Below are 19,732 nucleotides of genomic sequence, written 5' to 3' on the forward strand. Positions count from 1 at the left end.
CGTCCAGGCTGGTCCCGGGCGCCCGCGTTCACCGGCGGAAAACGGACATCGCGTTCACTCATCGCGCGTGGAAGGATGACCGAAAACGTCATGAACGTAGACCGCACTAGGAGATGACCGCGTGCCTGGCACCAATCTGACCCGTGAAGAGGCGCAGCAGCGTGCGAAGCTGCTCACCGTTGACTCTTACGAGATCGATCTCGACCTCTCCGGCGCGCAGGAGGGCGGCACGTTCCGCTCCGCGACCACCGTGCGCTTCGACAGCGCCGAGGCGGGCGCGGAGACCTTCATCGACCTCATCGCGGACGGCGTGCACGAGGTGGTCCTCAACGGCCGCTCCCTCGATGTCGCCGCCGTCTTCCGTGACTCGCGGATCGCGCTGACGCACCTGGAGGCGGGCCCGAACGAACTGCGGGTCGTGGCCGACTGCGCGTACACGAACACCGGTGAGGGCCTGCACCGCTTCGTCGACCCGGTCGACCAACAGGCCTATCTGTACACGCAGTTCGAGGTGCCGGACGCCCGCCGCGTGTTCGCCTCCTTCGAGCAGCCGGACCTGAAGGCCACCTTCCAGTTCACCGTGAAGGCGCCGACCGGCTGGACCGTGATCTCCAACTCCCGCACGCCGGAGCCCAAGGACGACCTCTGGGTCTTCGAGCCGACGCAGCGCATGTCGACGTACATCACGGCGCTCATCGTCGGCCCGTACCACAGCGTCCACTCCTCGTACGAGGGTCCGGACGGCCAGAGCGTGCCGCTCGGCATCTACTGCCGTCCCTCGCTCGCCGAGCACCTCGACTCGGACGCGATCTTCGAGGTGACGCGGCAGGGCTTCGACTGGTTCCAGGAGAAGTTCGACTACCAGTACCCCTTCCCCAAGTACGACCAGCTGTTCGTGCCGGAGTTCAACGCGGGCGCGATGGAGAACGCGGGCGCGGTCACCATCCGCGACCAGTACGTGTTCCGCTCGAAGGTCACGGACGCCGCGTACGAGGTGCGGGCGGCGACGATCCTGCACGAGCTGGCGCACATGTGGTTCGGCGACCTCGTCACCATGGAGTGGTGGAACGACCTGTGGCTGAACGAGTCGTTCGCCACCTTCGCCGAGGCCGCCTGCCAGGCGTACGCGCCGGACTCGAAGTGGCCGCACTCGTGGACGACGTTCGCCAACTCCATGAAGACGTGGGCGTACCGGCAGGACCAGCTGCCGTCGACGCACCCGATCATGGCGGAGATCAACGACCTCGACGACGTCCTCGTCAACTTCGACGGCATCACGTACGCGAAGGGCGCCTCGGTCCTCAAGCAGCTCGTCGCCTACGTCGGCATGGACGAGTTCTTCCAGGGCGTGCAGGCGTACTTCAAGCGGCACGCGTTCGGGAACACGCGCCTGTCGGACCTGCTCGGCGCGCTGGAGGAGACCAGCGGCCGCGACCTGAAGGCCTGGTCGAAGGCGTGGCTGGAGACGGCGGGCATCAACGTCCTGCGTCCCGAGATCGAGACGGACGAGCACGGCGTCATCACGTCGTTCGCGATCCGCCAGGAGGCCCCGGCGCTGCCCGAGGGCGCGAAGGGCACGTCGACGCTGCGCCCGCACCGGATCGCGATCGGCTTCTACGACCTCGACGACGACAGCGGCAAGCTGCTGCGCGGCGAGCGCGTCGAACTCGACGTCACCGCCACGGAGTCGACGCAGGTCCCCGACCTCGTCGGCAAGCACCGTCCGGACGTGATCCTGCTCAACGACGACGACCTGTCGTACGCGAAGGTCCGCCTCGACGAGCAGTCGCTGGCCTTCGTCACCGAGCACCTCGGCGACTTCGAGTCGTCGCTGCCGCGCGCGCTGTGCTGGGCGTCGGCCTGGGACATGACGCGGGACGCCGAGCTGTCGGCCGGCGCGTACCTGGACCTGGTCCTGTCGGGCATCGCCAAGGAGTCCGACATCGGCGTGGTCCAGTCGCTGCACCGTCAGGTCAAGCTGGCCATCGACCTGTACGCGGCGCCGGCCCACCGGGACGCGCTCCTGTCCCGCTGGACGGAGGCCACCCTCACGCACCTGCGGACCGCGGAGGCGGGCGGCGACCACCAGTTGGCGTGGGCCCGCGCCTTCGCGGCGACGGCCCGCACCCCGCAGCAACTCGACCTGCTCGTCGCCCTGTTGGAGGGCCGCGAGACCATCGAGGGCCTGGCCGTCGACACGGAGCTGCGCTGGGCGTTCGTGGAGCGCCTCGCCGCGACCGGGCGCTACGACGAGTCGGAGATCGGCGCCGAGTACGACCGCGACAAGACCGCCGCCGGTGAGCGCCACGCGGCGACCGCGCGGGCCGCGCGTCCGACGCCGGAGGCCAAGGCGGAGGCGTGGGCGTCGGTCGTCGACTCCGACCAGCTGCCGAACGCGGTGCAGGAGGCGGTGATCGGCGGCTTCGTCCAGACCGACCAGCGCGAGCTGCTCGCGCCGTACACCGGGAAGTACTTCGCGGCGCTCAAGGACGTGTGGGACTCCCGCTCGCACGAGATGGCGCAGCAGATCGTGGTGGGCCTGTACCCGTCGATCCAGGTCTCGCAGGACACGCTCGCGCTGACGGACGAGTGGCTGGCCTCGGCGGCCCCGACCGCGGCCCTGCGCCGTCTCGTCTCGGAGTCCCGCTCGGGAGTCGACCGCGCGCTCAAGGCGCAGGCCGCGGACGCGTAACCGGATCCCGGTGGCCTTCTGCCGGGTCGCGGTCCCTTGCGGGCTGCGGCCCGGTGGGGGCTGGTCACGACGCAACCCGCAGCCCGCGACGAACCGCATCACCCCCGACGGAAGCGCTCCTCCAGCGCCGAGCGACCCGCCTCCGTCAACGCCCCGTGCACCCGCATCCGCGCCACGCCCCCGTCAGGGAACGCGTCCAGCCGCACATGCGTGGCGACCGCCTCCGCGGCCAGCGGGAAGCGGTGCAGCGTATCCGGCTGCAACCGGGTCCGCGGGATGATCTCGAACCACTCCCCCGTCTCCCCGTCGCGCCCGCTCAGCGCGATCCACCCCGCCGCGTTCCCCTTCAGACAGGCCGTGTCGATCTCGACGGCCCGGATCGTCCCCTGCGCCGCGAGGCGGAAGCGCACCCAGTCGTTCGTGCCGTGCACGCGGCGCCGCCGGTTCTCCCAGCCGTCGTCCATCTTCCGTGACGTGCCCGGCAGGATGATCTGCGTCGGCGACGAGTAGAACCTGTCCGACGCGTCCTCGTACACACCCCCGTGGAGTACGGAGACCAGGTCGAACGTGCCGAGCAGGTCGAGCCACTCCGGGTCCGGGACGACCTCGCCGTGCACCCGCAGCCGCGCGATCCCGCCGTCGGGGTGCTGGCAGACCCGGACGTGCGTGAAGCGGCGTTCGGAGGTGACGGCGAAGGCGTTGGCGGCGTGGCCGCGCACCTGGCTCGGCGCGACGATCTCCTCCCACTTCACGTCGTCGCCGAGCAGCTCGTCCGGGCCGGGCGCGCCCGGTACCGAGGCGGCCTGGAGGCTGACGCGCTGCGGGTAGTTGCCGCGGAAGTGGGCGGTGTCGACGATCACGCCGCGGATGACACCGGCCGCGCCGAGCCGCACGATCGCCCAGTCGTGCTCGCCCGGCGCGGGGAACGGCTCGTCCTGGGTGCCGCGGCGGCGCCGGGTCTCCCAGCCGTCCATGACCTTGCCCTTGTGCCCGAAGTGCTCCGGGTCGAAGACGGCCCGCTCGCGGACGAGGAGGTTCTCGCGCATCGCGAAGAACTCGTCGTTGGCGGCGATGACCCCGGCGCCGAGCCGCCGGTCGGCGAGGTCGACGAGGTCGGTGAAGGCGTCGGCGTCACCGAAGGTGCGGTAGTCGGCGTACGGGTCACCGCCGCCGTAGGGGGCGGCGTCGTTGGCGTGCGGGTCCTGGTGGTTCGGGGTCGTGGTCATGGCTCCACCATCGGCCCCGGCAATCCCTCAGGTCCATCGAAAGTTTTCGACGTACTTGTTCAGCAGAACTGAACGTTCGGCTAGGCGGGCGCCGGCGCCTCCCGCAGCGCGTCGAGCACCCGCCGCACCGCGCCGCCCTCCTCCGCCCCCTTCCGCACGGCCGCCACCACATGCCGTACGGGACGGTCGGCGCCCAGCGCGCACATCGCGACGCCGTCCCGCCGCGCCGCCGCCATCCGCGGCACCAGCGCGACGCCCATCCCCGCCTCGACCATGGCGAGGATCGCCGTCCACCCGGCCGCGCTGTGTGCCTGCTCGGGCACGAACCCGGCGGCCTCGCAGGCGGCGGTGGTGATCTCCGACCAGGGCCCCGACCCGCCGAAGATCCACGGTTCTCCGGCGAGATCGGCGAGCCGCAGCCCCGGCCGCCCGGCGCGCGGATGCCCGGCGGGCAGGGCCACGTCCAGCGGGTCGGCGAGCAGCGGCACCCGCGTGAACTTCGGGTCGCGGGCGGTCGGCGCGTGCGCCGCGAGGGAGAGGGCGAGGTCCACGTCACCGGCGGCGAGCAGCTCGTACGCCTCCCCGGCCTCGGCCTCGCGCACCCGCACGGTGACCCCGGGGTGCGCGGCGCGCAGCGCCCGTACGGCGGGCACCACGAGGGCGGGCACGGCGGTGGAGAACGCGGCGACCCGCACCTCACCCACCTCGCCGTGCGTGTACGCCGCCAACTCGGCGTCTGCGCGCTCCAGTTGGGCGAAGACGGCTTCCGCGTGGCGCAGCACGAGGTGCGCGGCGTCGGTGAGCCGCACCCGCCGCCCCTGCGCTTCGAGGAGCGTCACGCCGAGCTGTTTCGCGAGGTTGGTGAGCTGCTGCGAGACGGCGGACGGGGTCATGAGGAGGGCCTGGGCGGTGGCCGTCACGGTGTCCCGCTCGCGCAGGGTCCGCAGGATGACCAGCTTCTTCACGTCCCACCGGTCGGGCCCCGGCACTCGTTCGCTCATACGGCACAACGTAACGCGGCCTACGCTGGGCCCATGACGCGTACGCGGACGGTACGGATCCGGCGGGCCCGCCCCGACGAGGCGGCGGAACTCACGGCGCTCGCCCTGCGCTCGAAGGCGCACTGGGGCTACGACGAGGCGTTCATGGCGGCGTGCGTGGCCGAGCTGACGCTCGCGGCGGACGAGATCGCGGCGCGCCGCACGGCCGTGGCGGAATCCGACGACGGCCGGGTCCTCGGCCTCGCGACGCTCGAAGGAGCGCCGCCGCACGGCGAGTTGGGGCTGATGTTCGTGGACCCGGAGGCGATGGGGCTCGGCGTGGGCCGCCTTCTGTTCGCGCATGTGCGCGCGACGGCCGCCGCCACGGGGTTCACGACGGTCCGCTGGGCGGCGGACCCGAACGCGGTGCCGTTCTACGAGGCGATGGGCGGCCGGCGCACGGGGGCGATCCCGTCGGGCTCGGTCCCCGGCCGCACCCTCCCGCTCATGGAGCTGACCGTGCGACCGCGAGCCACTCCACCAGAAGCCGGTTGACCTCGTCGGCGCGCTCCTGCTGGATCCAGTGCCCGGCGCCGTCGAGCAGGTGCGAGCCGACGAGCCCGGGGAGCGTCTTCGGGAACGCGTCGATGGCGTCGGAGAGCCACATGGTGGAGGCGTCCCTCGTCCCGCCGACGAACAGCGACGGCTGCGCGAGGGCGGCCCCGTCGAAGCCGGCCAGATCCTCCCAGTCCCGGTCCATGTTCCGGTAGCGGTTCAGCGCGCCGCGCATCCCCGTACGCTCGAACTCCCCCGCGTACACGTCGAGTTCGCTCTCGCTCAGCCAGTGCGGGAGCCCGGCAGGGAACCGGTCCCGCAGCCGTCCGCCGCGCGTGACGAGGTGCGGGTCGGGGGCGTCGGGTCCGGGCATGGTGTCGGCGGACAGCGCGGCGTAGAACCCGGCGAGCCAGCCGCGCACGTCCGGCTCGATCTCCGCCTCGGCCCGCCCGGCCTCCTGGAAGTACGAGACGTAGAACTCCTCGGGCCCGCCGCCCGTCCCGGCGAACACCTCGCTGGGCCGGGGTCCGCCGCGCGGGGCGTAGGGCACGCTCAGCATCGCCACGGCGCGGAACACGTCGGGCCGCACCAGCGCGGAGTGCGCGGCGATCCCGGCGCCCCAGTCGTGGCCGACGACCATGGCGTGGTCCGCCCCCAGCGCCTCGACCACGGCGACGCCGTCCTCGACGAGCTCCAGCATCCGGTACGCGTCGACCCGGTCGGGCCGCGACGAGCGCCCGTATCCGCGGACGTCGACGGCGACGGCCCGGTACCCGGCGTCGGCGAGGACGGGCAGCTGCCGCCGCCATGAGTACCAGGACTCCGGGAAGCCGTGGATCAGCAGGACGAGGGGCCCTTCCCCCTGCTCCACGAGGTGGACGCGCCCGGCGGGCGAGGGGACGAGACGGTGGACGGGGGCGAGGGCGGACGGCTGCGCCATGGGGACCTCCGGGTCGCGCGGTGCGGCTGCTGCGATACGTCGATCATGCCTCCGCGCGGTCGCCGCCCCCGGCCGGTGTTGCCGGTTCGGCAAATCGGGGCGGGCCGTCCGTCGCGTCAGTTGATGATCTCGGCGCCGTCGTCCTCGCGGATCGCGGCCAGCCGGTCCCGCCACATCCGGAGGGCCTCGGGCGTCTGCCGCACCCAGTCGGTGACCTCGCCGAGGATGCGCAGCGGCTGCTCGCTGCGGTAGGAGCGGGTGGGGTTGCCGGGGAACTTCTTGTCGGTGACGTTGGGGTCGTTCTCGAACTCCCCGGTCGGCTCGACGAGGTACACGCGCGGTTCCCCGTCCCCGGCGGCCAGCTCGGCGGCGAGCCCCGCGCCGTCGCGCAGCGCGGTGAAGTAGATGTGGTTCATCACGATCTCGGGCCGGTAGTTGGACCGGAACCCGGCGGTGAGGTGGTCCCCGACCCGCAGTGCGGCCTTCGTCCCGTGGAAGAACGGCCCCTCGTCCAACGCCTCGCTCATCGCGGCAGGCTACCAACCACGAGACGCCGCTCACGCCTCCAGGTACGCGAGCACCGCGAGGACCCGGCGGTTGTCGCTCTCCCCCGGGTAGAGGCCGAGCTTCGTGAAGATGTTGCCGATGTGCTTGGCCACGGCCTTCTCGGTGACGACGAGCGCCTCCGCCACGCCCGCGTTCGAGCGTCCCTGCGCGAGCAGTCCGAGGACCTCGTGCTCGCGTGCGGTGAGGGATCCGACGCGCCGGTCACGGACCTTGCGGGCCAGCAGCTTGGACACCACCTCGGGGTCCATCACGGTCCCGCCGTCGGCGACCTGCCCGATGGTCCGCAGGAACTCGGCGCCGTTCGTGACCCGGTCCTTGAGGACGTAGCCGGTGCCCCCGGCGCCGTCGGCCAGCAACTCCCGCGCGTACAGCGGCTCCACGTACTGCGAGAGCAGCAGCACCGGGAGCCCCGGCACCTGTGCGCGGGCCGCGAGCGCCGCCCGCAGGCCCTCGTCGGAGAAGTCCGGCGGCAGGCGTACGTCGACGATCGCGACGTCGGGTTTCTCGGTGACGAGGGCGCCCAGCAGCTCCGGGCCGTTGTCCACGGCGGCGACGACCTCGTGGCCGTACGCGCCGAGGAGCCGTACGAGACCGTCCCTCAGCAGGAAGTGGTCTTCGGCGACGACAACACGCACGGCACCTCCATCGAGATCTGGGTCGGGCCGCCGACCGGGCTGTGCACGGCGAGGACGCCGTCGAAGGTGGCCAGGCGGCGCTCGACACCGGCCAGTCCGGTGCCGCGGGACGGATCGGCGCCGCCGCGGCCGTCGTCGCCCACGCCGACCCGCAGGGCGGTGCGCTCGGGATCGTAGGCGATGTCGATCCACAGCCGCTCGGCGTCGGCGTGCTTCGCCGCGTTCGTCACGGTCTCGGCGATCGCGAAGTAGACGGCGGACTCGACCGGCGGCTCGGGGCGCGCGGGGAGGTCGATCGTGACCTCCGCGGAGAGCGGGCTCAGGAGCGCCAACGACCGTACGGCGTCGGCGAGTCCACGGTCGGCGAGGACCGGCGGATGGATGCCGCGGACGAGGTCGCGCAGTTCCTGGAGCGCGGCGACGGACGAGGCGCGGGCCTCGGCGAGCAGCGCCCGCACGGCCTCCGGGTCCTCGGAGAGGCGGTGCTCGGCGGCGTCCAGCGTCATGCCCATCGCGACCAGGCGGGCCTGGGCCCCGTCGTGCAGATCACGCTCGATGCGCCGGAGTTCGGCGGCGGAGGAGTCGGCGGCGTCGGAGCGGGTCGCGGCGAGGTGCGCGATGCGGGCCGCCATCAGCTCCTGCTCGCTGGGCGCCAGTGCCGCCTTCACGAAGCGGGCGTGCCGGGTCACGGCGCGGGGCGCGAGCCACAGGCCGGTCCTCGCGATGCCGAGGCCGAGCAGCCCCGCCATGAGCCCGGTCGGCACGTTCTGGACGTGCACGAACATGTACCAGAGGCCCTCCCAGCCGGCGTCCCGCGCCAGGTACGGGCCGAACGCGGCGAGGAACACGCCCCACAGGCCGTATCCGACGAGACCGACCGGCACGCTGACGATCAGGCCGGCCACGAACCCGTACACCGTCACCCAGCGCCACTCGCGCAGCCGCTGCGGGTCCTCCAGGAGCCAGCGGTAGCGGGCGACCAGGCCCCGGCGCTCCTTCTCGTGCCCGAGCGGGACCGCGGGCGAGGCCTCGACCGTGATCCCCGACCATGTGCCGGCGAGCGCCCGCTCGCGGTCCACGTGGCGGCGCATGCCGGCCGTGGCCCACGGCAGGAACCCGGGGACGGGCGTCCACACCGCGATCCCCACCGTCGCCGACCAGTGCATGGACACCACCGACAGCCACCACAGTCGGTGGCTGCGCTTCAGCGCCTCGACCCTCTTCATCCCCCGGCTCCCCTGCTCGACCCGTCTACTGCAAGGAGTATCCGGCGAACTCCTCGGGCACGTCGGTGGAGATAACTCCCCTCTTCCCCGGCTCGCTCGCCCACGCCGCGTATCCGTCGGGGCGTACGAGCAGCGCCGTCCGCCGGTCGCTCGCCCAGTGCTCGACGCGGACCGGGCCGCCCTTGTGCTCGGCCTCCTCGGGCAGGATCAGCACGAACTCGCCGTCGCGCAAGGCCTCGTAGAGCCGGGTGCCGCCGCGCAGGGCGACATCGGGGACGCGCCTGCCGACGAGCGCGTGGGCGCCCTTGGCGGCCGGATAGCGGAAGCCGATGCCGGTGATCTGCCCGAGGGCGCGGTCCCGGGCGGGGTGGACCCGGTCGACGAGGCCGGTGAGGACGGCGCGGGCGGCGAGCGTCCAGGGGCGCCTGGCCATCGCCATCCGCACGATGCCGCCGCTGCTGCGCAGGACCGCCCGGCCGACGGGGTGCCGCTCGGCCTGGTACGTGTCCAACAGGGCCTTGTCCGCACGGCCGTTGAGGACCGCCGCCAGCTTCCAGCCGAGGTTCGCGGCGTCCTGGAGGCCGGTGTTCATGCCCTGGCCGCCGGCCGGGGTGTGCACGTGCGCGGCGTCCCCGGCGAGCAGGACGCGGCCCACGCGGTAGGCGGGCGCCTGGCGTTCGTCGCTGTGGAAGCGGGACATCCAGCGGGCGTCGTGCATGCCGAAGTCGCGGCCGAGGGCGAGCCGGGCGATCTCCTTGATCTCGTCGAGGTCGAGCGGGGTGGAGTCCGGCACGTCGTGGGCGCGGTTCCAGCCGATGACGCGGTAGTAGCCGTCGCCGAACGGCGCGATGAAGGCGAAGGCGTCGCCGACGGCGTTCACGGTGAGCAGGTTCTCGGGCCGCTCGGCGAGCCGCACGTCGGCGAGGACGACGGAGCGGATCACGGACCTGCCGGGGAAGGGCAGCCCCACGGCCTCCCGCACCGCGCTGCGCATGCCGTCGGTCCCGACGACGTACGCGGCGCTCATCTCCTTCGACTCCCCGTCCGCCGTGCGGACTTGAAGGGTGACGCCGTCCGTGCCCTGCGTCAGGCCCGTCACCTCGGTCTCGTACGCGAAGGAGACCCCGGCCTCGACGGCACGCCGCGCCAGCGCCTTCTCGACCTCGTACTGCGGGACGACGAGGAGGTGGTTGAACCGGGAGGGCAGGTCGCCGAGGTCGACGGTGAGGCGCCCGAACAGCCGCAGCCGGTCGAGGACCTGGCCCCTCTCCTCGATCTCGTCGGCCAGACCCCGCGCGTCGAGCTGCTCCAGGGTGCGGGCGTGGACGACGAAGGCGCGGGAGAGGTTGCTGATCGTGCGGGCGCGCTTCTCGACGAGGGTGACGGGCACACCGGCGGCGGCGAGGTCCCCGGCGAGCAGCAGGCCGGTGGGCCCGGAGCCGACGACGAGGACGGAGCCGACGCCCGTGCGGTCGTTCGTGGTGCCGTTCGTGGTGCCGTTCATGGTGGCCTCCTACGACTGCGCTGCGAAAGCGACTGCGACTGCGACTGCGGTGCGCCAACACCTGTTGGTCAACACCTGTTGGTCAACGCTTGTTGGCAAACGTAGAGCCGCACGTCTGGACTGTCAACACGTGTTGGCCTACGTTTGTTGGCATGAGTGAGAAGCAGCAGGCGACGCAGGTGGCCCGGCGGTCCGACGCCACCCGCGCCGCGATCCTCGGCGCGGCCCGTGAACGGTTCGCCGCGGACGGGTACGAGCGGGCGACGATCCGCGCCATCGCGCGTGACGCCCGGATCGACCCGTCCATGGTGATGCGCTATTTCGGGAACAAGGAAGGTCTCTTCGCGTCGGCCGTCACCCTCGACCTGAAGCTGCCGGACCCGGCGGGCATCGCGCGTGAGGAGATCGGCCGCACGCTGGTGGGCCACTTCCTGGCGCTGTGGGAGGAGAACGAGGTGCTCACCGCGCTGCTGCGGGTCGGCACCACGAACCAGGCCGCCGCCGAGCGGATGCAGGGTGTGCTGCGCGACCAGCTGATCCCGGTGGCCAGGAAGGTCTGCCCCGACCCCGAGCAGGCCCCGGCGCGGGCGGCGCTGGGCGCGTCACAGGTGCTCGGGCTCGCGCTGACGCGGTACGTGCTGCGCTTCCCGGCGAGCGTGGCGATGAGCCGCGAGGAGATCGTGGACTGGCTTGGCCCGACGGTGCAGCGCTATCTGACGGCCGAGACGCCCTGAGCGGGACGGGAAGCGGACGCGGACCGGGACGGGCAGGACCCGCAGGGGTGAACGCGTCGAGGGCATCCACGGCGCGGGTGCGCGCCGTGGATGCCCTCGACGGGAAAGCGTGCGGGTCAGCCCTGCTTCTGCTGCTTGCGGGACTTGTCGCCGAGCACCACCAGACCGGCGATGACCAGGAACAGCACGATCGGAGCGGCCACGTAGAGGCCGAGCGTCTCGATCACGCTCAGGCCGTTGGTGCCCGGGTCGTCACCGTCGTCGCGCGTCAGCGCGAGCGCGGGGGACGACATGAGCAGCATCATCAGCGTCGTACCGGAGGCCAGGGCGCCGGCGCGCAGGGCGTTCTTCTTGTCCACGGTGCCAACGTAGCGAACGCCTAAGCGCGCCGCGCGCCCGGGGGGCCTGTAAGGGGCACGGAGCCGTCCCAGAGCTCCCGGAGAAGGGCGTGCGCGCGGGGCGAGGCGGCCAGCTCCTCCAGGGTGACGGGGCGCCCGGTCGGGTCGGCGACGGGCAGCCGCCAGTTGGGGTACTCGGTCCAGGTCCCCGGCAGGTTCTGCGGCCGCCGGTCGCCCACGAGGTCGGGCAGCCAGACGCCGATCATGCGGGCCGGGGTGCGCAGCAGGAACCGGTGCACGGCCCGGATCTCCTCCTCCTCGTCGTGCCCGTCGCGCAGCAGCCCGAGCCGGGCGAAGAGGGTGAGCCACTCCCCCACCTCCGCCGCGGCCTCGTCCGGTGAGGCCGTGGACAGGCCGAGCCGCCGGCGCAGCCGCACGTCGTCGCCGGTCAGCCGGGCAGCCGTCGACGGCAGGTCGTGGGTGGTGGCGGTGGCGACGCAGTCCGTACGCCAGTCGTCGGCGGGCACCGGACGTCCGTCGCCCTCGGGTCCGTAGGCGCGCTCGAACCACAGCACGGACGTCCCGAGCACCCCGTGCTCGCCCAGCGTCTCGCGCACGCCGGGCTCGACGGTCCCGAGGTCCTCGCCGATGACGTACGCGCCCGCACGCGACGCCTCCAGGACCAGCACGGCGAGCATGGCCTCGGCGTCGTAGTGGACGTACGTGCCCTCGGTCGGCGCCTGGCCCTCCGGGATCCACCAGAGCCGGAAGAGGCCCATCACGTGGTCGATGCGGACGGCGCCCGCGTGCCGCATCAGGCCCCGCAGGAGTTCGCGGAAGGGCGCGTACCCGGTCTCGGCGAGGCGGTCGGGGCGCCACGGGGGCAGGCCCCAGTCCTGGCCGCGCGCGTTGAACGCGTCCGGCGGCGCTCCCACGCTCATGCCCTGCGCGAAGACGTCGCGCTGCGCCCAGGCGTCCGCGCCGCCCGGGTGCACGCCGACCGCGAGGTCGTGCACGAGCCCGATCGGCATGCCGGCCTCGCGGGCGGCCCGCTGGGCGGCGGCGAGCTGGCCGTCGGTGAGCCAGGCGAGCCGGCAGTGGAAGTCGACGCGGTCCATCAACTCCCGCCGCGCGGCGGCCGTTTCGGGCGAGCGCGGGTCCTGGAGGGCCGTGGGCCAGGTGTGCCGGTCGGGGCCGTACCGCTCGGCGAGCGCGTACCAGGTGGCGTGGTCCTCCAGGGCGGTGCCCTGTGCGGCGAGGAAGTCGCAGTAGGCGGCGCGGCGGCCCGGGGAGAGCGGCACCTGGTGGACGGCTTCGAGGGCCTCGCGCTTGAGCGCCCACACCGCGTCCCGGTCGATCAACTCGCCCTTGTCCAGGACGGATTCCCGCAGCCGTGCGGCGTCGCGGGTGCGCGCGGGCACGTAGGCGTACTCGGGGATGTCCTCGATCCGCAGGTGCACCGGGTCGGGGAAGCGGCGGGAGGAGGGGCGGTACGGGGACGGGTCGGTGCCGCCGTCGGGGCCCGCGGGTACGGCCGCGTGCAACGGGTTGACCTGGAGGAATCCGGTGCCGTGGGTGCGGGCCGACCAGGACGCGAGATCGGCCAGGTCGGCGAGGTCGCCCATGCCCCAGGAGTGCTGGGAGAGCAGGGAGTACAGCTGGACGAGGAGTCCGTGGGTGCGCTCGGGCGGCTGCGGGGCGCGGGACGGCGCCACGACGAGGTGGACCTCGGCGGCGCGGCCGTCGGGCGCGGTGACGCGCAGCCGGTGCACGCCCGGCGCGGTCGGGGTGCCCGGGTTCCAGGGGGCGAACCGGTCGTCGCCCTCCCGGCACAGCGCGATCCGCGAGCCCGCGGGCAGCGTCGGCGCCCAGGACGGCATCCGTCCGTCGGCGGCGGCCACCACGGTCGGCGGCAGCAGGCGGCTCTCCGCCCGCGCCTGCGCGTCCCGCAGCGCGTCCGGCGACCCGGCGTCCACGCCGAGCGCCGCGAGTGCGGCCGTCACCGCGGCGTCGGAGGCGCGGACCGTGCGGCCGGGCGCCGGTGAGTAGGACGTGGCCACGCCGTGCAGGGCGGCGAGCCGGGCCAGGCTCATCCCGCGGCCAGGCCGCTCGGAGTGGGCTCGGAAGTCAGGGGCGCCTCGTCGGCCATGGGCGGCTCGGACGTCAGCGGGGCGTAGTCGGCGAAGGCCGGTTCGCTGGTCAGGGGTGCTTCGTAGGAGTACGTGGTGGTGTCGGCTCCGGGCTCCAGCGGATCCAGGAGGTCCCCGGGGTACAGGGGTTCCGCCTGTTTGGAGAGGGCCGAGAGCAGGAGATGCGCCGATGCGGCCACAGTGGCCTCCTTCGTGATGCGGGTCCGTCGTGAGTCGTGACCCCTACCCAGCGGGCGCGGCCGCAGACCTGTCAGTACGGGCAACGTGTTGCTGGTCACATTGTGTACGACGAAAGGAAATTGGCCAGGGGACCGGGAAAACCGGAAGAACTTCACTGGTCGCACCACGCCCCGTCGGGGCAATTGCGGCACAACGGCCACGGGCGTTGACACCCTGCCCCGGTGAGTGGTGGGGTCGGTAGCCACCCTGGGAAAGCTCTGATCCCGTAGATCTTCGTTGAGGAGTAGGCCGTGCAGCTCCGGCGCAGGAAGAGGGCGGCCGCTCTGGCGGTCGCCGTCATCGCGGGGACGCTGGGCGGGGCCACGGGAGCGGTCGCCGCTCCGCCGGCGCCGGGGACCACGTCGGGCACCGCCGGGAAAACGGAGTCGGACGCGGGGCTGCCGTCAGTGTGGCCGCGGCCGCAGTCGCTGAAGGCCTCGGCCCATGGGGTCACGGTCTCGGACGACGTGGTGCTCGTCGTCCCGTCGGGGACCGACCCGTACGCGGTGGAGGCGTTGCGCACGGCGCTGCGCGACGCCGGGGCGCGCGAGATCCGGCAGGTCGCCGACGACTCCGCCGTGCCCGCCGGGTCGGGGCTCGTGGTGCGGACCGGTTCCGCGGTGCCCGAGACGTCGGCGGGCGCCGGGGACTACCGGCCCGACTCCCGCAACAGCGCGGCCGGTTCCCTCGACACGGTGCTGCGCGGCCTCGGCGCGACGGCCCGCCGCGACCTGCCGTCCGGCGGCTACCGCATCGCCGTCGGGCACACGGCCGGACGCCCGAGCGTGGCCATGGAGGGCATCGGGGACGACGGCCTGTTCCACGCGGTGCAGACGTTCCGGCAGCTCCTCGACGGGCGGTCCGTCGCGGGCGTCGTCGTACGGGACTGGCCGGGCACGGCGGTCCGCGGCCTCACCGAGGGCTTCTACGGAACGCCGTGGACGACCCGGCAGCGCCTGGAGCAGCTCGACTTCATGGGCCGCACCAAGCAGAACCGCTATCTGTACGCGCCGGGCGACGACCTGTACCGCCAGGCCCGCTGGCGCGAGACGTACCCGGCGCAGCAGCGTGCCGACTTCCGCGAGCTGGCCGAGCGGGCCCGCGCCAACCACGTGACGCTGGCCTGGGCCGTCGCGCCCGGACAGGCGATGTGCATGTCGTCGCCCGACGACGTGAAGGCCCTCAACCGCAAGCTGGACGCGATGTGGGCGCTCGGGGTGCGCGCGTTCCAGCTCCAGTTCCAGGACGTGTCGTACAGCGAGTGGCACTGCGCGTCGGACGCCCGCGCGTTCGGGTCCGGGCCGCAGGCCGCGGCGAGGGCGCAGGCGCGCGTCGCGAACGCGGTGGCGGAGCACCTGGCCGACCGCCACCCGGGCGCCGAGCCGCTGTCGCTGATGCCGACCGAGTACTACCAGGACGGGAAGACCGCGTACCGTACGGCGCTCGCCCGCGATCTGGACGACACGGTGGAGGTCGCGTGGACCGGCGTGGGCGTGGTCCCGCGCACCATCACGGGCGGTGAACTGGCGGGCGCCAACCGGGCGTTCGGCGGCGCGCACCAGTTGCTCACGATGGACAACTACCCGGTCAACGACTACGCGCAGGACCGTATCTTCCTCGGCCCCTACACCGGCCGCGAACCGGCCGTGGCGTCCGGCTCGGCGGCGGTCCTCGCCACCGCGATGGAGCAGCCCGCGGCCTCCCGCATCCCGCTCTTCACGGCCGCGGACTACGCGTGGAACCCGCGCGACTACCGCCCCCAGGACTCCTGGAGGGCGGCGATCGACGACCTCGCGGACGGCGACACCGCCCGCGGGCGGGCGCTCACCGCCCTCGCGGGCAACGACGCCTCCTCGGTCCTCGGCGCCGAGGAGTCCGCGTACCTCCAGCCCCTCCTGTCCGCCTTCTGGCAGGCCCGTACGACGACGGACGCGGCCCGCAACAAGAAGGCGGCGAAGGAGCTGCGCGCCGCGTTCACGGTGATGCGGCGCACGCCCGGCGCGCTCGACGACACCGCGCTCGCGTCCGAAGTGCGGCCGTGGAGCGACAAGTTGGGCCGCTACGGCGCGGCGGGCGAGGCGGCCGTCGACATGCTGGAGGCGGCGGGTCGCGGTGACACCGCGGCCGCCTGGCAGGCCGCGCGCCGCCTGTCGTCCCTGCGCGCGGACCTGAAGCGAAGCGGCCAGGTCACCGTCGGCAAGGGCGTGCTGGACCCGTTCCTGACGCGGGCGCAGAAGGCGTTCGCGGCGTGGGCGGGCACGGACCGGGCGGACGCGGCGACGGGCCCCTCGGCCGAACTCCCGCGCGTGCGCGCCCTGTCGACGGTCACGGTCCTCACCGACCCGGACGCGCGGGGCACGGTCGAGATCCACGTCCCCGGCGAGGGCTGGCGGCGCCTGGGGGCCCTCGCGGAGGGCGGCTTCACGGAACTCCCGGCGAAGAACACGCGGGCGGACGCGGTACGGGTCACGGGCACGGACCGGGTCAGCCACCTCGTCCCCTGGTACGCGGACACGCCCAGCGCCGCGCTCTCCCTGGCCCGCACCGAGGCCGACGCGGAGATCGGCGGCGCCGCGCAGCGGATCACGGCCCGCCTGACGTCGCAGCGCCCCGCCGCGGTCCGCGGGAAGCTCACGGCGAAGGCCCCGCACGACATCCGTGTGCACGTCCCCGAGAAGTCCGAACTCCCGCGCGGCACGCAGGTCGACGTCCCCGTGGAGGTGACGGTCCCCCGGGGCACTCCCGCAGGGACGTACGAGGTCCCGGTGTCGTTCGGCGACGAGACCCGCACGGTGTCGGTGCGCGCCTACCCGCGCACGGCCGGTCCCGACCTGGCCCGCACCGCGAAGGCGACGTCCTCGGCGGACGAGACCCCGGACTTCCCCGCGTCCGGCGCCAACGACGGCTCCGCGGAGTCCCGTTGGTCCTCCCCCGCGAAGGACGGCGAGTGGTGGCAGGCGGAGTTCGACTCCCCCGTGCGCCTCGGCCAGATCGTCCTGCGCTGGCAGGACGCGTACGCGAAGGCCTACCGCGTCCAGACCTCCACGGACGGCCGCACCTGGCGCACGGCGGCGACCGTCCGCGACGGCCAGGGCGGACGCGAGGCGGTCCGGATGGACGCGAAGGACGTCCGCTTCGTGCGGGTGGTCGGGGACGAGCGGGCCACGGAGTACGGGATCTCGCTGTGGTCGGTGGAGGCGTACGCGGTGGCTCCGCAGTGAGCCGGGCGTGAGCTGAGTCCCGCCGCACGGCGAACCGGAACCTTGCTTCCCACTTCTGCCGCCCCACGCGTCGCTATGTACTCAGTACATATACCCAGTACATACTGACCTCATGAGCACCCGCCACATCCTGCTGGGGCTGCTCGCCTCGGGACCCCGCCACGGCTACGACCTGAAGCGACGCCACGACGAACGGTTCCCGCAGGCCCGCCCCCTGGCCTACGCGCAGGTCTACACGACCTTGCAGCGCCTGGTCCGCGACGGCCTCGTGGAGGTCGACAGCACTGACTCCGACGGCGGCCCCGAACGCACCCTGTACCGGGCGACGGAGCAGGGCCACGGTGAACTGCTCGACTGGGCCCGGGAGATCACCCCGCCCGCCCCGCACGTCGCCAACGAGATCTTCGCGAAGGTCGTCGTCGCCATCCTCGTCGCCGACGGGAGCCCGGTCGGGGAGGGCGCCGATCCCGCCGCGCACCTGCTGGCCCAGCGCGCCGCGCACATGGCCCGGATGCGCGAGCTGACCGCGGTGAAGACCGACCCGAAGGCCGACCTCACCACCGTCCTGTCCGCCGACTACGCCCTCGCCCACCTCGACGCCGATCTGCGCTGGATGACCACCACCGCCGCCCGGCTCACCACTTTGACCGCGGAGGTCACCGCAGCATGAGCACACTCTTGGTCGCCGAAGGGCTCACGAAGTCCTACGGCAGGACACCCGCCCTGCGCGGCGCGGACGTCGAGGTCCACGCCGGCGAGATCCTCGCCGTCACGGGCGCCAGCGGCAGCGGCAAGTCGACGCTGCTGCACTGCCTGGCCGGCATCGTGCACCCCGACGCAGGCGCGGTGGCGTACGAGGGCACCCGCCTCGCCGGACTCGACGAGGAGCGCCTCAGCGAGCTGCGCCGCACCGACTTCGGCATCGTCTTCCAGTTCGGACAGCTCATCCCCGAGCTGTCCGCGCTGGACAACGTGGCGTTGCCGCTGCTGCTCGCCGGGCGACCGCGGGCCGCGGCGCGGGCGGAGGCCGACGCGTGGCTTGAGCGGTTCGGCGTGCGCGGCCAGCGCGAGCTGCGCGCCGGCGAGATGAGCGGCGGCCAGGCCCAACGGGTCGCCCTGGCACGGGCACTGGTGACCGAGCCGAAGATCGTCTTCGCCGACGAGCCGACCGGCGCGCTCGACTCGCTGGCCACGGAGCAGGTCCTCGCGTCGCTGGTCCACACGACGCGCGAGACCCACACCGCGGTGGTCCTGGTGACGCACGAGGCACAGGTGGCGGCGTACGCGGACCGCGAGGTGCGCCTCCAGGACGGGGTGGTGCAGGACGCCTTCGGCGCGATGCCGTCGGGCTCGTCGTCCGCCGCGTCGGAGGTGGCGCGATGAGTGCCGGGTCCGACCTGCGGCTCGCCTGGCTCCTGACCCGGGGCGCCGACCGGCTGGAGCGGCGGCGGGCCGCGCTGACGGCGGTGGGGGCGGGGGCGGCGACGCTCTTCGCGCTCGGGGCGGTGGCCCTGGCGAGCATCCGGGGCCAGGTCTGGTTCCCGTACGGGTACGGCCTGTTGGACCAGCCCGGCACCCGGCAGGGCTTCGTGCTGGCGCTGCTGCTCCTGCTGGTGCCGGTGCTCGGCTTCCTCGGGCAGTGCGCCCGCATCGGCGCGGTCCACCGCGACCGGCGCCTGGCCGGGCTGCGGCTGTCGGGGGCGGGGCCGAAGCAGGTGCGGCGGATCGCGGCTCTGGAGGCCGGGCTCGCGTGCCTGGTGGGGGCGGTGGCCGGGCTCGTCGTGTTCACGGTGGCCGTGCTGTCCGTCGGACGGCTGCCGGACCCGGTCGCGTGGGCCGGCTCCGCCGTGGTGGTCGTGGCCGTTCCGGTCCTCGCGGCGCTGGTGAGCCGGTTCGCGCTGCGCCGGGTCATCGCCTCACCGCTCGGGCACGTGCGGCGGGAGCGGGCACGCGGCGGGCCGGGGCTGCTGGTGGGCCTGTTCCTGCCGGTGCTCCTGGTGGCCGCGGCGGTGGTGCTGGTCATGGCCCGGGGCTTCCGCGGTCAGGTCGCCGTCCTGCCGATGATCGTCATCGGCACGGTGGCGGTCACCGGGGCCGCCGCCCTGTGGATCACCGGTTTCTCGGCGAGGACGATGGGACGGCGACTCGCGGAGCGCGCGCAGAAGCCCGCCACGCTGCTGGCCGCGCACCGGCTCCAGGAGGATCCCTGGGCGGCGGCGCGCAGCCACGCCGCGGTCGTCCTGGTCACGGTCGTCGGCGTCGCCCTGATCGGCATCCGGCGGATCCTGATCGACCGGCTGCACGAACAGCGGCGCGAGGGGACCCTCGGCATGTCCATCGAGTACTACACGTTCGGCATCGACCTCACCGGGGCGGCCGTCGCCCTCGCCCTCCTGATCAGCATGGCCGCGCTGGCCGTGGGAGTCGCGGAGTCGCTGTCGTCCCGGCGCCGGGCCCTGGCCGCGCAGACCGCGAGCGGGGTGCCGCGCCGGGTCCTGATCCGCGCCCTGCTCCTGGAGACGGCCCTGCCGCTGGCCCCCGCCCTGCTCCTGGCCACGGCCGGTGGCACGGCGATCCACACGGCGTACGCCTCCGCCACGGACCAGGACGTGCCGTGGGCCGCCCCGCTCCTGGTCCCCGTCGCCGTCTACGGCTGTTGTCTCCTGGCCGCGGCGACCGCGCTGCCCCTGCTGCGCCGCTCGACGCATCCGGCGTACCTGCGGATGGCGTAAGAGAGTCCCGCCA

At 73.5% G+C, this 19,732-nt stretch carries 17 protein-coding genes; 7 read left to right on the plus strand and 10 right to left on the minus strand.

Going from position 1 to position 19,732, the window contains the following annotated elements; translation table 11 throughout:
* Window positions 1-121: 121 nt before the first annotated feature.
* Window positions 122-2,692 (plus strand): aminopeptidase N, encoded by a 2,571-nt coding sequence (pepN, locus tag V2W30_RS13820; RefSeq protein WP_338696521.1) that lies wholly within the window; start codon window positions 122-124, stop codon window positions 2,690-2,692.
* Window positions 2,693-2,790: 98 nt separating this feature from the next.
* Here the strand turns inward: pepN and alc are convergent, their stop codons facing one another.
* Entirely contained in the window at window positions 2,791-3,918 is a 1,128-nt protein-coding gene (alc, locus tag V2W30_RS13825; RefSeq protein ID WP_338696522.1) for an allantoicase, read from the minus strand.
* An 80-nt stretch (window positions 3,919-3,998) separates the two neighbouring features.
* Window positions 3,999-4,919 (minus strand): LysR family transcriptional regulator, encoded by a 921-nt coding sequence (locus V2W30_RS13830; RefSeq protein ID WP_338696524.1) that lies wholly within the window; start codon window positions 4,917-4,919, stop codon window positions 3,999-4,001.
* Window positions 4,920-4,952: 33 nt separating this feature from the next.
* Here V2W30_RS13830 and V2W30_RS13835 point away from each other — a divergent pair, with 33 nt between their 5' ends.
* On the plus strand, window positions 4,953-5,453 hold the full coding sequence (locus V2W30_RS13835) for a GNAT family N-acetyltransferase (RefSeq protein ID WP_338696526.1): 501 nt from the start codon (window positions 4,953-4,955) through the stop codon (window positions 5,451-5,453).
* Here the strand turns inward: V2W30_RS13835 and V2W30_RS13840 are convergent.
* The 5 genes from V2W30_RS13840 to V2W30_RS13860 all read right to left on the minus strand — a co-directional run bounded on the left by V2W30_RS13840 (window position 5,404) and on the right by V2W30_RS13860 (window position 10,325).
* The gene (locus V2W30_RS13840; RefSeq protein ID WP_338696529.1) at window positions 5,404-6,393 is read right to left on the minus strand and encodes an alpha/beta hydrolase; all 990 of its coding nucleotides are present in this window, start codon (window positions 6,391-6,393) and stop codon (window positions 5,404-5,406) included. The genes V2W30_RS13835 and V2W30_RS13840 overlap by 50 nt on opposite strands.
* A 116-nt stretch (window positions 6,394-6,509) precedes the next feature.
* Window positions 6,510-6,920 carry an NAD(+)--rifampin ADP-ribosyltransferase gene (gene arr, locus V2W30_RS13845; protein WP_338696530.1) on the minus strand — a complete coding sequence of 137 codons (411 nt, stop codon included), beginning with the start codon at window positions 6,918-6,920 and terminating at the stop codon, window positions 6,510-6,512.
* 30 nt (window positions 6,921-6,950) lie between these two features.
* Window positions 6,951-7,595 (minus strand): response regulator transcription factor, encoded by a 645-nt coding sequence (locus V2W30_RS13850; protein WP_338696531.1) that lies wholly within the window; start codon window positions 7,593-7,595, stop codon window positions 6,951-6,953.
* Window positions 7,559-8,821, minus strand: a complete 1,263-nt coding sequence (locus V2W30_RS13855) for a sensor histidine kinase (protein WP_338696533.1) — start codon at window positions 8,819-8,821, stop codon at window positions 7,559-7,561. The genes V2W30_RS13850 and V2W30_RS13855 overlap by 37 nt, the downstream gene beginning before the upstream one ends.
* 25 nt (window positions 8,822-8,846) lie before the next feature.
* Window positions 8,847-10,325, minus strand: a complete 1,479-nt coding sequence (locus V2W30_RS13860; RefSeq protein WP_338696535.1) for an FAD-dependent monooxygenase — start codon at window positions 10,323-10,325, stop codon at window positions 8,847-8,849.
* A 152-nt stretch (window positions 10,326-10,477) separates the two neighbouring features.
* On the opposite strand from V2W30_RS13860, the gene V2W30_RS13865 reads away from it, so the two are divergent.
* Window positions 10,478-11,059, plus strand: a complete 582-nt coding sequence (locus tag V2W30_RS13865) for a TetR family transcriptional regulator (RefSeq protein WP_338696537.1) — start codon at window positions 10,478-10,480, stop codon at window positions 11,057-11,059.
* A gap of 116 nt (window positions 11,060-11,175) precedes the next feature.
* Here the strand turns inward: V2W30_RS13865 and V2W30_RS13870 are convergent, their stop codons facing one another.
* Genes V2W30_RS13870 through V2W30_RS13880 form a run of 3 tightly spaced genes read right to left on the minus strand, consistent with a single transcriptional unit; the run spans window position 11,176 to window position 13,726 of the window.
* Entirely contained in the window at window positions 11,176-11,418 is a 243-nt protein-coding gene (locus V2W30_RS13870) for a hypothetical protein (RefSeq protein ID WP_338696539.1), read from the minus strand.
* Between the two features lie 20 nt (window positions 11,419-11,438).
* Complete coding sequence (gene malQ / locus V2W30_RS13875) at window positions 11,439-13,490, minus strand: 4-alpha-glucanotransferase (protein WP_338696541.1); 2,052 nt, start codon at window positions 13,488-13,490, stop codon at window positions 11,439-11,441.
* Window positions 13,487-13,726: a hypothetical protein gene (locus tag V2W30_RS13880; RefSeq protein WP_338696543.1), complete on the minus strand. Its 240-nt coding sequence runs from the start codon at window positions 13,724-13,726 to the stop codon at window positions 13,487-13,489. The genes malQ and V2W30_RS13880 overlap by 4 nt, the downstream gene beginning before the upstream one ends.
* A gap of 291 nt (window positions 13,727-14,017) precedes the next feature.
* Between V2W30_RS13880 and V2W30_RS13885 the strand changes: the two genes are divergently transcribed.
* The 4 genes from V2W30_RS13885 (at window position 14,018) to V2W30_RS13900 (ending at window position 19,719) form a co-directional block, all read left to right on the plus strand.
* Window positions 14,018-16,987 carry a beta-N-acetylglucosaminidase domain-containing protein gene (locus V2W30_RS13885; protein ID WP_338696545.1) on the plus strand — a complete coding sequence of 990 codons (2,970 nt, stop codon included), beginning with the start codon at window positions 14,018-14,020 and terminating at the stop codon, window positions 16,985-16,987.
* Between the two features lie 112 nt (window positions 16,988-17,099).
* The gene (locus V2W30_RS13890) at window positions 17,100-17,657 is read left to right on the plus strand and encodes a PadR family transcriptional regulator (RefSeq protein ID WP_338696547.1); all 558 of its coding nucleotides are present in this window, start codon (window positions 17,100-17,102) and stop codon (window positions 17,655-17,657) included.
* Window positions 17,654-18,370, plus strand: a complete 717-nt coding sequence (locus V2W30_RS13895; RefSeq protein WP_338696549.1) for an ABC transporter ATP-binding protein — start codon at window positions 17,654-17,656, stop codon at window positions 18,368-18,370. Before V2W30_RS13890 ends, V2W30_RS13895 begins: the two co-directional genes overlap by 4 nt.
* Window positions 18,367-19,719: an FtsX-like permease family protein gene (locus V2W30_RS13900; protein ID WP_338696551.1), complete on the plus strand. Its 1,353-nt coding sequence runs from the start codon at window positions 18,367-18,369 to the stop codon at window positions 19,717-19,719. The genes V2W30_RS13895 and V2W30_RS13900 overlap by 4 nt, the downstream gene beginning before the upstream one ends.
* Window positions 19,720-19,732: the final 13 nt, after the last annotated feature.

It is taken from the genome of Streptomyces sp. Q6 (assembly GCF_036967205.1).
GTDB classification, from domain to species: Bacteria; Actinomycetota; Actinomycetes; order Streptomycetales; family Streptomycetaceae; genus Streptomyces; species Streptomyces citrinus.

Excerpts from the sequence above, each read along its gene's own strand:
- alc (WP_338696522.1), bottom strand. The coding sequence starts at position 3,918 with ATGACCACGACCCCGAACCACCAGGACCCGCACGCCAACGACGCCGCC.
- V2W30_RS13830 (WP_338696524.1), bottom strand. The coding sequence starts at position 4,919 with ATGAGCGAACGAGTGCCGGGGCCCGACCGGTGGGACGTGAAGAAGCTG.
- V2W30_RS13835 (WP_338696526.1), top strand. The coding sequence starts at position 4,953 with ATGACGCGTACGCGGACGGTACGGATCCGGCGGGCCCGCCCCGACGAG.
- V2W30_RS13840 (WP_338696529.1), bottom strand. The coding sequence starts at position 6,393 with ATGGCGCAGCCGTCCGCCCTCGCCCCCGTCCACCGTCTCGTCCCCTCG.
- arr (WP_338696530.1), bottom strand. The coding sequence starts at position 6,920 with ATGAGCGAGGCGTTGGACGAGGGGCCGTTCTTCCACGGGACGAAGGCC.
- V2W30_RS13855 (WP_338696533.1), bottom strand. The coding sequence starts at position 8,821 with ATGAAGAGGGTCGAGGCGCTGAAGCGCAGCCACCGACTGTGGTGGCTG.
- V2W30_RS13860 (WP_338696535.1), bottom strand. The coding sequence starts at position 10,325 with ATGAACGGCACCACGAACGGCACCACGAACGACCGCACGGGCGTCGGC.
- V2W30_RS13865 (WP_338696537.1), top strand. The coding sequence starts at position 10,478 with ATGAGTGAGAAGCAGCAGGCGACGCAGGTGGCCCGGCGGTCCGACGCC.
- malQ (WP_338696541.1), bottom strand. The coding sequence starts at position 13,490 with ATGAGCCTGGCCCGGCTCGCCGCCCTGCACGGCGTGGCCACGTCCTAC.
- V2W30_RS13890 (WP_338696547.1), top strand. The coding sequence starts at position 17,100 with ATGAGCACCCGCCACATCCTGCTGGGGCTGCTCGCCTCGGGACCCCGC.
- V2W30_RS13895 (WP_338696549.1), top strand. The coding sequence starts at position 17,654 with ATGAGCACACTCTTGGTCGCCGAAGGGCTCACGAAGTCCTACGGCAGG.
- V2W30_RS13900 (WP_338696551.1), top strand. The coding sequence starts at position 18,367 with ATGAGTGCCGGGTCCGACCTGCGGCTCGCCTGGCTCCTGACCCGGGGC.